General features: G+C 63.3%; 14 protein-coding genes. 10 read left to right on the forward strand and 4 right to left on the reverse strand.

Features of this window, described 5'->3' with window-relative positions; all coding sequences use genetic code 11:
- Positions 1-77: 77 nt before the first annotated feature.
- Positions 78-392, reverse strand: a complete 315-nt coding sequence (locus EOA16_RS26730; RefSeq protein WP_127260808.1) for a MocE family 2Fe-2S type ferredoxin — start codon at positions 390-392, stop codon at positions 78-80.
- A gap of 97 nt (positions 393-489) precedes the next feature.
- Positions 490-1,581 (reverse strand): fatty acid desaturase family protein, encoded by a 1,092-nt coding sequence (locus EOA16_RS26735; RefSeq protein WP_127260809.1) that lies wholly within the window; start codon positions 1,579-1,581, stop codon positions 490-492.
- Between the two features lie 170 nt (positions 1,582-1,751).
- On the opposite strand from EOA16_RS26735, the gene EOA16_RS26740 reads away from it, so the two are divergent.
- From EOA16_RS26740 to EOA16_RS26775, 7 genes are all read left to right on the forward strand, one after another.
- Positions 1,752-2,783: a LacI family DNA-binding transcriptional regulator gene (locus EOA16_RS26740; RefSeq protein ID WP_023810652.1), complete on the forward strand. Its 1,032-nt coding sequence runs from the start codon at positions 1,752-1,754 to the stop codon at positions 2,781-2,783.
- A 300-nt stretch (positions 2,784-3,083) separates the two neighbouring features.
- The gene (locus EOA16_RS26745) at positions 3,084-4,025 is read left to right on the forward strand and encodes a sugar ABC transporter substrate-binding protein (protein WP_024502009.1); all 942 of its coding nucleotides are present in this window, start codon (positions 3,084-3,086) and stop codon (positions 4,023-4,025) included.
- A 114-nt stretch (positions 4,026-4,139) separates the two neighbouring features.
- A complete protein-coding gene (locus EOA16_RS26750) occupies positions 4,140-5,216 on the forward strand; it encodes an ABC transporter permease (RefSeq protein ID WP_127260810.1) in 1,077 nt (358 codons plus the stop codon).
- Between the two features lie 2 nt (positions 5,217-5,218).
- Positions 5,219-5,986, forward strand: a complete 768-nt coding sequence (locus EOA16_RS26755; protein WP_127260811.1) for an ATP-binding cassette domain-containing protein — start codon at positions 5,219-5,221, stop codon at positions 5,984-5,986.
- A gap of 116 nt (positions 5,987-6,102) precedes the next feature.
- On the forward strand, positions 6,103-7,098 hold the full coding sequence (gene iolG / locus EOA16_RS26760; protein ID WP_127260812.1) for an inositol 2-dehydrogenase: 996 nt from the start codon (positions 6,103-6,105) through the stop codon (positions 7,096-7,098).
- Positions 7,099-7,129: 31 nt separating this feature from the next.
- Positions 7,130-7,924 carry an SDR family oxidoreductase gene (locus tag EOA16_RS26765; protein WP_127260813.1) on the forward strand — a complete coding sequence of 265 codons (795 nt, stop codon included), beginning with the start codon at positions 7,130-7,132 and terminating at the stop codon, positions 7,922-7,924.
- A 449-nt stretch (positions 7,925-8,373) separates the two neighbouring features.
- The gene (locus EOA16_RS26775; RefSeq protein ID WP_127260815.1) at positions 8,374-9,465 is read left to right on the forward strand and encodes a 3-deoxy-7-phosphoheptulonate synthase; all 1,092 of its coding nucleotides are present in this window, start codon (positions 8,374-8,376) and stop codon (positions 9,463-9,465) included.
- A gap of 261 nt (positions 9,466-9,726) precedes the next feature.
- On the opposite strand, the gene EOA16_RS26780 is transcribed toward EOA16_RS26775, so the two are convergent.
- Complete coding sequence (locus tag EOA16_RS26780) at positions 9,727-10,362, reverse strand: LysE family translocator (RefSeq protein WP_127260816.1); 636 nt, start codon at positions 10,360-10,362, stop codon at positions 9,727-9,729.
- Positions 10,363-10,491: 129 nt separating this feature from the next.
- On the opposite strand from EOA16_RS26780, the gene EOA16_RS26785 reads away from it, so the two are divergent.
- A complete protein-coding gene (locus tag EOA16_RS26785; protein ID WP_127260817.1) occupies positions 10,492-11,193 on the forward strand; it encodes a YafY family protein in 702 nt (233 codons plus the stop codon).
- Positions 11,194-11,203: 10 nt separating this feature from the next.
- Here the strand turns inward: EOA16_RS26785 and EOA16_RS26790 are convergent, their stop codons facing one another.
- Positions 11,204-12,313: a Gfo/Idh/MocA family oxidoreductase gene (locus EOA16_RS26790; protein ID WP_127260818.1), complete on the reverse strand. Its 1,110-nt coding sequence runs from the start codon at positions 12,311-12,313 to the stop codon at positions 11,204-11,206.
- Between the two features lie 155 nt (positions 12,314-12,468).
- Between EOA16_RS26790 and EOA16_RS26795 the strand changes: the two genes are divergently transcribed.
- Together EOA16_RS26795 and iolC are read left to right on the forward strand one after the other, a co-directional pair.
- Entirely contained in the window at positions 12,469-13,314 is an 846-nt protein-coding gene (locus tag EOA16_RS26795; RefSeq protein WP_164754402.1) for a MurR/RpiR family transcriptional regulator, read from the forward strand.
- Between the two features lie 156 nt (positions 13,315-13,470).
- The gene (gene iolC, locus EOA16_RS26800; RefSeq protein WP_127260820.1) at positions 13,471-15,405 is read left to right on the forward strand and encodes a 5-dehydro-2-deoxygluconokinase; all 1,935 of its coding nucleotides are present in this window, start codon (positions 13,471-13,473) and stop codon (positions 15,403-15,405) included.
- Positions 15,406-15,417: the final 12 nt, after the last annotated feature.

A 15,417-nucleotide genomic window follows, 5' to 3' on the forward strand; every position in this document is an offset into this window, starting at 1 on the left:
GAGGTCGGGCAGCGCCAATGCCGCCCGCCCGCCGCATTCGCCGGCGCCGATGATGAGCATCCCCCCCGCCATGTCAGTCATCCGATCTGGATCAGCACTTTGCCGGCATCGACCTTGACCGGGTAGGTCTTGAGATTGACGCAGACCGGGGCGCCGCGGGCGCCGCCCGTCTTGTAGTTGAAGCGCCCATTGTGCTTGGGGCATTCGATGATGTCATCCATCACCAGCCCGTCGGCCAGGTGCACCCTTTCATGCGTGCATAGGCCGTCGGTGGCGAAGAACTCATCGTCGGGGCTGCGATAGATGGCGAAGGTGCGGCCGCCATGGTCGAAGCGCATCACATCCTCCTCGTCTATGTCGCCGGTGGCGCAGGCCTCGACCCAGTCGCTCATTCAAGTCCTCCCCAAAAGCAAATCCAGGAAAAGTGCGCAGCGGTTTTCCGTCCGGAATTGCGTTAAAATAAACAGTCTAGATCGGATGGAAGCACGATCATTCCGCCGCGGCGGCGATAGTCTCGTTGTGGAATTCTTCGCGATATGGCCGTGCGGTCGGCGGCAGCTCGCGCTTGAGGAAATAGTTCTCGTTGCGCAGCTGGCGCAGGAAGACCGGGATCATCTCGCGGTAGCCGGCCAGGATCGACGGTGTCGGCTCCGGCAGATCGTGCTTGATCAGTTCGTGCAGCCTCGGCAGCGCATGATAGGGCACCATCGGAAACATGTGATGCTCGACATGGTAGTTCATGTTCCAGTAGATGAAGCGGCTGATCGGGTTCATGTAGACGGTGCGGCTGTTCAGCCTATGGTCGGTGACATTGTCGGCAAGGCCGCCATGCTGCAGCAGCCCGACCATGACATGGTGCCAGGCGCCGTAGAGCCTGGGCAGGCCGACCAGCATCAGCGGCAGGAACGAACCGGTGTAGAGCGCCAGCCCGACGGTGGCGGCATAGATCGCCGTCCAGATGCGGGCGACGCGGATCGCCTTGGGCTGTTCCTGTTGCGGAATGAAGGTCTTTTCGGCAGCGCTGACGGTGCCGGCGGCGTTGCGCAGCATGTCTGACATCGCATGCCAGGCGTCGAGCACGCCAACGAAGCCCAACATGGCGCGAACCAGATCAGGCGGCCGCATGACCGAGATTTCCGGATCGCGGCCAACGATGACGGTGTCGGTGTGGTGGCGCGTGTGACTCCAGCGCCAGGTCACCGGATTGCGCATGATCATGAAGCAGGCGATCTGATAGACCGCATCGTTCATCCACTGCGTTCGGAAGGCGGTGCCATGACCGCATTCGTGCCAGCGTGAATCCGTCGAGGAGCCGTAGAGCACGCCATAGACGAAGAAGAACGGCACGCACCACCAACTGCCCCAGAACCAGACGCCGCCGCCGCCGCTGACGATCAGCGCGGCGAACCAGATTGCCGTATCGCGGATCGCCGGCCCGTCGGAGCGCTGCATCAGCTCCTTCATCTGCTTGCGCGGTACCTCGGTGTGATACCACTCGGCCGCCGACAGGCCGGTCTCGACGGCGAGCCTGGCGTCGCGGCCGATCAGGCTGTAGTCACGCCGGGACGGCGCAGTGGACATGGTTGCCTCCCTCGGCAAAGGCATCCGCCAGGGCGGATGCCATGAAATCCTTTGGCTTCGAGCATCAAAGTAACGCCTACCGATGATAGACTCAACATCGCGAAGATAGTTTCTATCATTTCCCATCAGGGTGATGTACGAAGGCTCAAAGCAAACCCGACGAGGCAAGCATGGTGAAGCGGCCGACAATATCCGATCTGGCGCGCATCTCGGGCGTCAGTGTCGCCACCGTCGACCGCGTGCTGAACAACCGGCTGCCGGTGCGCGAAGAGACAGCGCGCCGCGTCTACGAGACCGCTACCGATATCGGCTACCACGCCGCCGGCCTTATCAAGCAGCGCATGCGCCAGGAATTGCCGGAGTACCGGCTGGGTTTCCTGCTGCTGCGGGGCAATGATGCCTTCTACGGTGACTTCGCGCGGGAACTCGAACTGGCCATCTCGCAATCGCAACGCTTCCGCGGCGTTGCGACCATCGATTTCGCCAGTTCCCTGGCTCCCGACGAGATCGCCTCCCAGATGCGCAGACTGGCGGCGAAATCGAGGGCCATCGCCGTTGTCGGTCCGGACCATCCGACCCTGACGGCGGTCGTGGAAACCTTGAAGGCGAGAGGCCAGCCGGTCTTTTCGGTGCTGTCCGACTTTGCCGCCGGCATCCGGGAGGGCTATATCGGCCTCGACAACCGCAAGGTCGGGCGCACAGCCGCATGGATGATCTCCAAAGCAGCCAAGCGGCCCGGCAAGGTCGCCCTCTTTGTCGGCAGCCACCGCTTCCACGGCCATGAGCTGCGCGAGATCGGCTTTCGCTCCTTCTTCCGCGAGCATGCGCCGGAGTTCAGCGTGCTTGAAACGCTGGTCAATCTGGAAGCCAACCAGGTGACCCATGACGCGATGATCGATCTTCTGGCGCGTTATCCGGATCTTGCCGGCTGCTACGTCGCGGGCGGCGGCATGGAAGGCGCGGTCTCGGCGCTGCGGGCAGCGAAGCCCGCGACCATGCCGGTGGTGGTCTGCAACGAGATCAACGCCGAATCGCGCGCGGCGCTCGCCGACAATATCCTCACCATGGTGATCTCGACCCCGCTCGCCGCTTTGTGCCGTGAGCTTGTCGACCTGATGGCGCATGCCATCGAAACCGGCGCCGCCAACGCTCCGGGCCAGACCTTCCTGCCCTTCGACATCTACCTGCCGGAAAACATCTAACCCGCCGCGCGCAAGCCCGCCGAGGCAAATGATAGAATCCATCAGAGCGATGCGTAAATCGGCCCGCGGGCCGCGGAATCGCCCTTGACGCCCCGATGTGAAATGGAATAAATATTTCATCATCTGTGTATTTTGGTTCTTTCGTTCCGGAGCATCTGTTTCAAACAGGGGGTTTGACGTTCCAGCCAACGGCAAGCGTCATCCGGAACAGGAGAGGCCATCGGGAGAGATTCCCCGGGGAGATCGGGGATTCCGGATAAATCGGTGAAACCGGACACCAATATGTGGAGGAGAAACACAATGAAGAAATTGATTTTGGGCGTCGCTTTCGCGGCGCTGATGAGCTCATCCGCCTTGGCCGCCAAGGTTGGCGTGTCGATGGCCAAGTTCGACGACAACTTCCTGACCGTGCTGCGCAACGGCATGATCGAGCAGGCCAAAGGCATGAGCGGCGTGGAGCTGCAGGTCGAGGACGCACAGAACGACGTCGCCAAGCAGCTCGACCAGATCAAGAACTTCGCCGCTTCGGGCGTCGATGCCATCATCGTCAACCCGGTCGACACTTCGGCCACGCAGGCGATGTCGGATGCCGCTGCAGCAGCCAAGATCCCGCTGGTCTATGTCAACCGCGAGCCCGTCAATGTCGACACGCTGCCCGACAACCAGGCCTTCGTCGCCTCGAACGAAGCCGATTCCGGCACGCTCGAGACCAAGGAAGTCTGCCGCCTGTTCAAGGAAGCCGGCAAGAAGGAAGCCAATGTCTATGTGATCATGGGCGAGCTTTCCAACCAGGCCGCCGTGCAGCGCACCAAGGACATCGACGATGTGATCGCGACGCCGGATTGCAGCTTCATCAAGATCATCGACAAGCAGACGTCGAACTGGAACCGCGACGAGGCGCAGAACCTGATGACCAACTGGCTGTCGACCGGCAAGCCGTTCGACGGCGTCATCGCCAACAATGACGAAAGTGCCATCGGCGCCATCCAGGCGATGAAAGCCGGCAACATCGACATGAAGGCGGTTGTCGTCGGTGGCGTCGATGCCACCCAGGACGCGCTAGCGGCCATGCAGGCGGGCGACCTCGACGTAACCGTGTTCCAGGACGCCGCCGGCCAGGGCGCCGGCGCTCTCGATGCGGCGCTCAAGCTTTCCAAGGGTGAGAAGGTCGAGCACAAGGTCTACGTGCCCTTCCAACTGGTGACGCCGGCCAACATCGACAAGTTCCTGAAGAAGAACTGAGCCGCCAAACGGTTCGATACGAGCGGCGCTCTCGATCAAGACGGCGCCGCTCCCCTCTCTCCCTCAGCGCCGGCACGGCGCGAGGGCGACCGCGGCTGATGGAGGACAGAATACGTGGCACAGACATCCCATGGCGTCGGCGGCGTCGGTTATGATGCGAGGAAGCGCACATGGCCGGCCGAGTTCAATGTTTTCCTCGCACTGGTCATTCTCGTCGTCATCTTCGAACTGATCGGCCGCGTCTTTCTCGGCGACAGCTTCCTGTTCAACACACGCAGCGACGTCGGCGGCATCTTCAACGAAGCGCGCCTGCAGATCATTATCCTGCAGGTGTCGATCGTCGGCATCATCGCCATCGGCGTGACGCAAGTGATCATCACCGGCGGCATCGACCTGTCCTCGGGCTCGATCGTCGGCGCGACCGCCATGATCGCCATGAGCTTCGCCCAGGTGGCGACGGTCAACGGCAACCCCAATCCCAAGGCGATGTTCCTGGCGCAAGGCTGGACCGACCTGCCTGTCATCGTGCCGCTGCTGGTGGCGATCGCGTGCGGCCTCTTCGCCGGCCTGGTCAATGGTGCGCTGATCGCCTACACGCGCATTCCGCCGTTCATCGCCACGCTCGGCATGATGGTGACCGCGCGCGGCATCGCCAAATGGTGGTCCAAGGGCCAGCCGATCTCGTTTCCCACCGAGAGTTTCGCCAGCATCGGCAAAGGCCTGATGCCCGTCGTCATCTTCCTGTCGCTGGCCATCCTGTTCCAGCTGATCATGACCTACACCAGGTACGGCAAGCACTGTTACGCGATCGGCTCCAACGAGGACGCCGCGCGCATGTCCGGCATCAAGATCGCCAACCACAAGATCCTGGTCTACGTCATCGCCGGCATTCTCGCAGCGCTCGCCGCCGTGGTGCTGAGCTCCAAGAACCTGACCGCGCAGTCCGGCATGGGCGTGATGTACGAGCTCGACGCCATCGCCATGGCGGTCATCGGCGGCGTCTCCCTGTCGGGCGGCCGCGGCTCGATCATCGGCACGGTGATCGGCTCGCTGATCTTCGGCGTCATCATCTCCGGCTTCACCTTCCTGCGCCTCGACGCCTACTACCAGGAGATGGTCAAGGGTGTGATCATCGTCGGCGCGGTGGTTCTCGACCAGTGGCGCCAACGCCTGCGGGCAATGAGGGCATGACCATGTCAGACATCGTCCTGAAGACCGAAAACCTGACCAAGCGCTATGGCGGCGTGCATGCGCTGGAAGGCGCTGACTTCGAGCTGCGCAAGGGCGAGCATGTCGCCATCATGGGCGACAACGGCGCCGGCAAGTCGACCTTCGTGCGCCAGATCACCGGCGTCGAGCAGCGTACCAGCGGCCAGATCTGGTTCGACGGCAAGGAAGTGAATTTTGCCGGGCCGATCGAGGCCCGCACGGCGGGCATCGAGACCGTGTTCCAGAACCTGGCGCTGGCCGACGATCTCGATGTGCCTTCGAACCTGTTCCTCGGCCGCGAGAAGGTTTTGTTCAACCTCGGCCCGTTCTCGATCCTGGACCGCAAATACATGCGCAAGGCGACCGAAGCGGCATTGGTCCGCACGGCGGTGAAGATCCCCAATCTGTCCAACACCATCCGCCACATGTCGGGCGGCCAGCGCCAGTGCGTGGCGATCGCCCGGACCGCGACCTTCGCCTCCAAGCTGATCATCATGGACGAGCCGACGGCAGCACTTGGCGTGCAGGAGACCGCGCAGGTCGAGAACATCATCCGTACGCTCAAGGACAATGGCGAGCCGCTGATCCTGATCAGCCACAATATGCGTCAGGTGTTCGATCTCTGCGACCGCATCGTCGTGTTCCGGCGCGGCCGCATCGTCGCCAATCTGCGCAAGGAGAACACCGACGGAAACGACATCGTCTCCTACATCACCGGCGCCAAGACCGGGGAGGCGGAACTCGCGGCCTAAAACAGGACGATCACCCTGTTTTAGGGACGATATGCGTGCTTGAAACAATCTTGCCCCTTCCTCAGGGAAGGTGCGGACACAACTCTCTCTAACCCATCCCCCTAGAGGAAATACCCATGACCGTTCGCTTCGCTCTCCTCGGTGCCGGCCGCATCGGCAAGGTCCACGCCCGCGCCGTCGGCTCCAACCCGCAGGCCAAATTGGTTGCCGTCGCCGATGCGTTCGAGAAGGCCGCCAAAGAGCTGGCGGGCGCCTATGGCGCCGAGGTGCGCAGCATCGAGGATATCGAGAAAGCCGGAGATATCGACGCCGTCGTCATCTGCACGCCGACCGACACCCATGCCGATCTGATCGAGCGCTTCGCCAAGGCCGGCAAGGCGATCTTCTGCGAGAAGCCGATCGACCTCAACGTCAAGCGCGTCGAGAAGTGCCTGGCCGTGGTCGAAAAGACCAAGGCGACGCTGATGGTCGGCTTCAACAGGCGCTTCGATCCGCATTTCGCTGCCGTGCGCAAGGCGATCGACGACGGCGCCATCGGCACCGTCGAGATGGTCACCATCACCTCGCGCGATCCCGGCGCGCCGCCGATCGACTACATCAAGCGTTCGGGCGGCATTTTTCGCGATATGACCATCCATGATTTCGACATGGCGCGCTTCCTGCTCGGCGAGGAGCCGGTGGCGGTCAGCGCCCATGCCTCGGTGCTGGTCGACAAGAAGATCGGTGCTGCCGGCGATTTCGATAGCGTCAGCGTCATCCTCGAAACCGCTTCCGGCAAACAGGCCGTCATCTCCAACTCGCGCCGCGCCACCTATGGCTATGACCAGCGCATCGAGGTGCATGGCTCGAAAGGCATGATCGCGGCCGAGAACCAGCGCCCGGTGTCGATCGAACTGGCCAACGAGAAGGGCTACACCCGCCCGCCGCTGCACGACTTCTTCATGACCCGCTATCTCGACGCCTATGCCATTGAGATCGCCGCGTTCATCACAGCCGCGACCTCGGGCAAGAAAGCGTCGCCGAGCGGCGCGGATGGGCTGGTGGCGCTGAAGCTGGCCGATGCGGCGCTGAAGTCAGCAACGACCGGCAAGACCGTCCGTCTCGACAAGTAAGACCCTTGGAAAGAACCACAGGAGCAAAGCGATGAGCGGAACAGCAGATCGCAATTCACAGACGCGCGCCATCGTTACCGGTGGCGCCCAGGGCATCGGCTTCGCCGTTGCCGAAGCGCTGGCCGAGGAAGGTTGCCGGGCACTGGCGCTCATCGGCCGCTCGCAGGAGAAGGGCGACAAGGCCGTTGCCCATTTCAAGAAAGCGGGCGTCGACGCGATCTTCATCAGCGCCGACGTCTCGAAGGTGGCCGACTGCAAGCGGGCGGTCGCAACCGCGATCTCGCATTTCGGCACCATCAACGCGCTGGTCAACGCCGCCGCGACGTCGGCGCGCGGCTCGCTGGTCGAAACCAGCGAAGCGCTTTTCGACACCATCTTCGACACCAATGTGCGCGGGCCGTTTTTCCTGATGCAGGGCGTGGTGGCGCATCTCTTGGAGAAGAAGGCGCCCGGCTCGATGGTCAACGTGCTGTCGATGTCGGCGCATACCGGCCAGTCGTTCCTGACGCCCTATTCGACCAGCAAGGGGGCGCTGATGACGCTGACCAAGAACGTCGCCAATGCCTATCGCTATAACCGCATCCGTTGCAACGCGGTGCTGCCCGGCTGGATGGACACCGAGGGTGAGGACATCGTCCAGAAGAAATGGCACGACGCGCCAGACGACTGGCTCCAGAAGGCCGAAGCCGCGCAGCCGATGGGGCAATTGGTGAAGCCCGACCAGCTGGCGCGGCTGATCAGCTACATGGTCAGCCCGCAGTCGGGCGTCATGACCGGATCGCTGGTCGATTACGACCAGAGCATTGCGGGGTCGTCGCCGGAGTAGCAGCACAGCATCGCGAAACGCCTACAACTTCGTCATCCACGGGCGGAGCAAGGAGCGCAGCGACGCGGCGCAGACCCGAGGACCCATGCCGCGACCTCTGAGCGCCGCCGCGGTGCGGAATTCTGTTCCGCCGCACCCTTTGGCATGGTCACGGAATGGATCCTATGGTCTTCGCAACGGAGCTTCGCTCCTGCTTCGCCATAGGATGACGAAGCCGGGGGCGGTCCCATACTTAATTGGCCTTCATCAGGGCACGTGACAAGCGCCTCCGCTTCGACTATATGAGCCTCATGATCAACCTGACCGCCACATATTGGTACTTTAGGAGCTCGCTGGCGGCGGGAGGATTGCGCTCGATCTGAAGATTGCAGCAACAAGATCCGAACAGCCGCCATACCTGGCGGCTTTTTTGTTTCAGCCGGCAGGTTCCCAAACAGGAGCAGAAAGCCGTGTTGACCACCACAGACGACCTCCGGGTCAAGGAAATACGAGAACTGAGTACGCCGGACGAGGTGATGCGGGAAATCCCGCGCACTTTGACGGCGACGCGCACCGTCAGCGCGTCTCGCAACGCAACCCATGCCATCTTGAACGGGACCGACGACCGGCTGCTCGTCATCGTCGGTCCGTGTTCGATCCACGATCCGGTCGCGGCCGTCGACTATGCCAGCTGTCTGGCGGCGCTGCGCGAGAGCCTGTCGGACCGGCTGGAGATCGTGATGCGGGTCTATTTCGAGAAACCGCGCACGACGGTCGGCTGGAAAGGCCTGATCAACGATCCCGACCTCGACGGCAGCTTCAACATCGACAAGGGGCTGCGGATGGCGCGCAACGTGCTGTCGGCCGTCAACAATCTAGGCCTGCCGGCAGCGACCGAATTCCTCGACATGACCACGCCGCAATATATTGCCGACCTCGTCGCCTGGGGCGCGATCGGCGCGCGCACGACCGAGAGCCAGATCCACCGCGAGCTCGCCTCGGGCCTCTCCTGCCCGGTCGGCTTCAAGAACGGCACCGATGGAAATCTGCGGATCGCCGCCGAAGCGGTGAAATCGGCCGCCCAGCCGCATCATTTCATGGCGGTGACCAAGGGCGGGCGCAGCGGCATCGCCACGACCACGGGCAATGAGGACTGCCACGTCATCCTGCGCGGCGGCGTTCAGCCCAACTATGACGCGGCGAGCGTCGAAGCCGCCGCTGTGGAACTCGCCCGCATCGGGGTTGCGCCCAGGCTGATGATCGATGTCAGCCACGCCAACTCAGCCAAGAAGCCCGAGAACCAGCCCAAGGTCGCGGCCGATGTCGCCGGCCAGGTCGCGGCAGGCGACGAGCGCATCATCGGCCTGATGATCGAGAGCAATCTCGTCGCCGGCCGGCAGGACGTGGTGCCAGGCAAGCCGCTGGTCTATGGCCAGAGCATTACCGATGGCTGCATCGACTGGGCGACCACCGAGACGGTGCTGCACGGCCTTGCCGGCGCCGTCGAATGGCGCCGCTCGGCTAGGCGCGCGATGATCGACAGCCGGCAGGGGGCCGCTTGAGAGGGCATGCCCTGCACATGCTCTTCCCACAAAAGGGCAATCGCATATGGCAGCGCCGGCCCCCACTCCGTCTCGGCTTCGCCGATCCACCTCTACCCCCACATTCGTGGGGGAGAGGAAATGCCAATCGCCAAGTTCGCCGCCTTGAAAGGCTTGGGTTTCCTCTCCCCCATGGACATGGGGGAGAGGTGGCCGCGCAGCGGCCGGAGTGGGGGTGGGCGCCGCAATATGCGATTGGAAGGGTTGGGTCACAAGGATTTGTCACGCCGCCCTTAGTCCTTCCCATGCGGTGAACACCGACACGGCAAAGAGCAGCAGTCCGGCCGCCCGGCCGGCAAAAATGGTCGCCCGCGGATTGGCGATCAGAAGGTTGCGGCTGCGGCCGGCCGTGATCGCCAGCCCGCCATAGATCGCAGCCTGTGTGACCACGGTCAGCAGCCCCATGATCGTCGCCTGCATCCAGATCGGACCGTAGTCCGGTTTCAGGAACTGAGGGTAGACGGCAAGCACGAACAGGTATGCCTTCGGGTTGATCAGGCAGGTCACAAAACCCTGGCGAAAGGCCTTCCATGCGGAACGGCTGCCGGTAGGCCCCTCCTGGCCGACGGTGATGGAGCTGCGCATCAGCGTGATGCCGATGAAGGCCATGTAGGCGGCGCCGGCAAGCAGCAGCGGCTTGAACAGGATCGGCACGAAATGCATCAGCAGGCCGACGCCGATCGCGCCGTTCAGCGTGTGCACCATGCCGCCGACCATGATGCCGCCGGTCGCGGCGAGACCTCTGTCGCGACCGCCGGTCAGTGCATTGGCAAGCACGAAAAGCATGTCCATGCCCGGAACGGCGATGATGCCGAACAGCAGGATAAAGAAAAGCCAGAGATTTTCCGCATAGCCCATGTCAGTTGCCTGTCGCCTCGCCCGGCCAAACCGCCGCGGATTGTGTTGATTTTCAATTCGATAGGCGCTCCTATAGGTCAGTCCAACTGACAATGGTGTGTCAGTTGGACTCGCAAACTGGGGTAAAAAATGCGCAAGGCGTCACGCCTGCTCGAGATCATCCAGATCGTGCGGCTGGCGCGGCAGCCGGTGACGGCAGCGACGATTGCCGAGCGGCTGGAAGTGACGGTGCGCTCGATCTATCGCGACATCGCAGCGCTGCAGGCGATGCGCGTGCCGATCGAGGGCGGACGCGGCATCGGCTATATCCTGCGCCCCGGCTTCGACCTGCCGCCGCTGATGTTTTCGATCGAGGAGATGGAGGCTATCGTCCTGTCACTGGCGCTGCTGGAGCGCACGGGCGACAGCGAGCTCAAGCAGGCGGCCAAGCGCGTCAGCGCCAAGATCGCCGGCGCGGTGCCGCCACCCTTGCGCCAGGTATTCGACGCCAATGCGCTGCATGCCTGGGGATTCGCTGCGCCCTCGACCGGCGCGGTAGATCTGGCGCTGATGCGGCGCGCCATCCGCGACGAGGAAAAGCTCGAGCTCTCCTATCGCGACGAAATGGGCCGCGCCTCCGAGCGCCTCATCCGCCCGATCGCGCTGATCTATTACGCCGAAACCGCCAACATCGTCGCCTGGTGCGAGCTGCGCCAGGCGATCCGCAATTTCCGCAGCGACCGGATCGAGAATTGCCAGGCGACGGGGCTGCGGTTCAAGGGCGAAGGCGACCGGTTGCGGCAGGTCTGGGTAAGCGGGTGGGAGACGAACGTCGCTGCCACCGTCGTCTGAAGCGGGCTTATCACCGCACATCCACCCAGCGTTTTTCCTCGAACGAACGCGCCATCGCGTGCACCGTGCGCTCGATCTCCAGCCCTTCGGCAAACTCGATGAGCCGCGCCGGCTTGCCGGCAAGCCGCGTCAGCAATTCGTGGCACTCGATTATCTTCAGGTCGTTGAAGCCGAGGCCATGGCCCGGCGCCGGCACGAAGAGGTCATAGGGCTTGTGGTGCGGCGCCACCAGGATGGTGCGGTAGCCCTGCTCGGTCGGACGATCTGATGTGAGATAGAGCTGGAATTCGTTCGATCGCTCCTGGTCGAACAGGATCGAGCCTTTCGAGCCGAAGATCTGGACGGCGATGCGGCCCTTGCGGCCCCAGGCCGAGCGGTTGACCAGCAGCGTGCCGGCAATGCCGTTTTCCAGATGCATCAGCACGCTGGCGATGTCGTAGGTCTCCACCGCGCGACGGCCGCCGCTGGCCAGCTTGCGGTCGGCATAGGGTTTGGCCATGTCGCAGATGACACTGGCGACGCGGCCGAACAGGGCTGAGACCAGCGACAGTGGATGCACGGCGAAATCGTCGAGCGCGCCATAGCCTGACGCGGCTTCGTGCTTCCAGAAGAACAGCGCTTCGGGGTCGGCCATGAAGTCCTCGTCCATCTCGATGCGCAGATGGTTGACCTCGCCGATGATCTTCTCGTCGAGCAGTGCGCCGATGTGGCGGATGGCCGGGCTCTGGATGTAATTGTAGCCGAGCGCCGCGACCTTGCCGGACTTGCTCGCCGCCGCAGCCATCGCCTCGGCCTCGGCAAAGCTCGGCGCCATCGGCTTTTCGCACCACAGATGCTTGCCTGCTTCGAGGATGGCGATGGCCATTTCCGGATGGAACTGGTTGGGCGTGGTCAGCGAGACGATATCGACTTCCGGATCGTTGACGACGGCGCGCCAGTCGCCCGACGCCTTGGCGAAACCGAACTCGCCCGCCTTGCGCCGGGCAAGCTCTTCATTGACCTCGCCGAGATGGACCAGCCGCGGCTTGGCAACATCGGGGAAGACGGCGCTGACGGCACTCCATGCGATGGCGTGACACTTGCCCATGAAACCCGTGCCTATGAGACCGACACCGACCATTCCCGTTTCTCCACTGATTGAAGCGTTGCGTGGATGAATTAATCCATTTTATCCCGAAATGGAATGTCTGCCTCATTTTTTATGGTGTTCTTGCGCAGGCTCGCTATGATGATGCACAGAGGGACGCTTCACGCATGAGCTTGGACAGAGCGACGATGGACGAACGGGTACCTCGCGATTTCGAGACGCTGCGCACCACCATCCTGGAGCGGCGCGAAAGCCTGCCGAAGCGCATCGCCCAGATCGCCGCCCATGCGCTCGACAATCCCGACGATATCGCCTTCGGCACCGCCGCCAGCATCGCCGCTTCGGCCGGCGTGCAGCCTTCGACCCTGATCCGATTTGCCCAGCAGCTTGGCTTCGATGGTTTCACCAGCCTGCAGCAGGTGTTTCGCGAACGGCTGCGCGAGCGCAACTCATCCTATGACGAAAGGCTGCAGGCGTTGCGCGCCAAGGCAGAGGGCGGCGCCGGCCACCGGGCGATCTTCGACGGCTTCGTCGCCGCCGCCAGCACCTCGCTCAACGACATTTCGCGCACGCTGGACGAAGCGCATCTGGAAGACGCTATTTCCCTGCTGGCAAAGGCGGAAACCATCTATGTGCTGGCCAAGCGGCGCTCCTATCCGGTGGCGTCCTACATCGCCTATGCGCTGGGCAAGCTGAAGATCCGCAACCAGCTTATCGAATCGGCGGCCGGGCTGAATGCCGAGATGATCGGCTTTGCCACGCCGGCGGATGCCGTCATCGCCATCTCCTTCTCGCCCTACGCGCCGGCCACCATCGAGGAAGCGCGAAGCATTTCGGAACAGGGCGTGCCGATCGTCGCCATCACCGACAGCTCGTTTTCGCCGCTCGCCCAGTTCGCCAAGGTCTGGTTCGAGGTTGCAGAGGCCGATTTCGCCGGCTTCCGCTCGCTATCGGCGACAATGGCGCTGGCCATGGCGCTGACCGTCGGCGTCGGCGAGAAACGACGCGACACGAGCCGGAAGCGCAAAGCCTGATCCACCCGCCGAAAAGGCACTTTTCGCCGAAGGAACACTCATTCCATATTGACTATGTATTGGAATTATTATTTCATATTCCCGGCGCCACGCTGCCGCTAGCGCGTGTTACCCAAACAATGTTGTTCATGACAACAAGGCCGACGGGAGGTTCCAATGAGCGAAGCCGTGGACGCTGGATACGCGCCGCTCGACGTCATCACCATCGGTCGCGCTTCCGTCGACCTTTACGGCCAGCAGATCGGCTCGCGGCTGGAGGACATCACCTCCTTCGCCAAGTCGGTCGGCGGCTGCCCGGCCAATATCTCTGTCGGCACCGCCAGGCTCGGCCTGCGCTCGGCGCTGCTCACCCGCGTCGGCGACGAGCAGATGGGCCGCTTCATCCGCGAGCAGCTGACGCGTGAAGGCGTCAATGTCGACGGCCTGAAGACCGACAAGGAGCGGCTGACCGCACTGGTGCTCCTGTCGGTCGAGGACGAAGGCGTCTCGCCGATGATCTTCTATCGCTCGGACTGCGCCGACATGGCGCTGGCGCCGGAAGACATCGACGAGGCCTTCATCGCCTCGGCCCGCTCGATCGTCGTCACCGGCACGCATTTTTCCAGGCCTAACAGCGATGCCGCGCAGCGCAAGGCGATCCGCATCATGAAGGCCAAGGGGGGCAAGGTGGTGTTCGACATCGACTACCGGCCCAACCTCTGGGGCCTCGCCGGCCATGCCGAAGGGTTCGAGCGCTATGTGAAATCGGACCGGGTCTCGGCGCAGCTGAAGACGGTGTTGCCCGACTGCGACCTCATCGTCGGCACCGAGGAAGAGATCATGATCGCGTCGGGCGCTGACGACTGCCTGAGCGCCTTGAAGACGATCCGCTCGCTGTCGTCCGCCACCATCGTCCTGAAGCGCGGCGCCATGGGCTGCATCGTCTATGACGGACCGATCAGCGACGACCTCGAGGACGGCGTCGTCGGCAAGGGGTTTCCGATCGAGATCTACAATGTGCTCGGCGCCGGCGACGCCTTCATGTCCGGCTTCCTGCGCGGCTGGCTGGGCGGTGAGAACCATGCGACGGCTGCGACCTGGGCCAATGCCTGCGGCGCTTTCGCCGTGTCGCGGCTGCTCTGCGCGCCGGAATATCCGACCTTCGAGGAGCTGCGGTTCTTCCTCAAGAACGGCAGCAAGCATCTGGCGTTGCGCAAGGACGAGGCGATCAACCACATCCATTGGGCAACGACGCGCCGGCGCGACATTCCCTCGCTGATGGCGCTCGCCTGCGACCACCGCGTGCAGCTCGAGGATGTGGCGGCGAAGGCCGGTGCCGATCCGGCGCGGATCGAAGAATTCAAGGTGCTGGCGGTCAAGGCCGCTGCGAAGGTTGCCGCCGGCCGCGACGGCTACGGCATGCTGATCGACGAGAAACACGGCCGCAAGGCGATGTTTGAATTCGCTAGGCATTCCTTCGCCTGGCTCGGGCGGCCGGTGGAGTTGCCGGGTTCGCGGCCGCTGCGCTTCGAATTCTCGCAGGACATCGGCTCGCAGCTCACCGAGTGGCCGGTCGACCACTGCATCAAGTGCCTGTGCTTCTATCACCCAGACGATCCGGCGGCGCTGAAGGAAGAACAGCAGCAGAAGCTGCGTGCGCTGTTCGAAGCCGCACGCAAGGTCGGCCGGGAGCTTCTCATCGAGATCATCGCCGGCAAGCATGGCAAGCTCGACGAGACGACGATCCCGCGCGCGTTGGAGGAACTGTATGCGCTCGGCATCAAGCCGGACTGGTGGAAGCTCGAGCCGCAGGCGTCGAGCGGCGCCTGGGCGAAGATCGAGGCCGTGATCCTGAAGCACGACCCCTGGTGCCGCGGCGTCGTGCTGCTTGGCCTGGAAGCGCCGCAGGACGAGCTGGAAGCGGCGTTCGCCGCCACTGCCAAGGCGCCTATCGTCAAGGGGTTCGCCGTCGGCCGCACCATCTTCGTCCATGCGGCCGAACAATGGCTGGCCGGCAAGATGTCGGATGACGAGGCGATCGCCGACATGGCGCAGCGCTTCGAACAGTTGACGGATGCGTGGCTTGCCGCGCGCGGCCGCAAGGCGGCATAAGAAGGCGCGGAA

The sequence above is a fragment of the Mesorhizobium sp. M7A.F.Ca.US.008.03.1.1 genome, from assembly GCF_003997495.1.
In the GTDB taxonomy this organism is placed as follows: domain Bacteria; phylum Pseudomonadota; class Alphaproteobacteria; order Rhizobiales; family Rhizobiaceae; genus Mesorhizobium.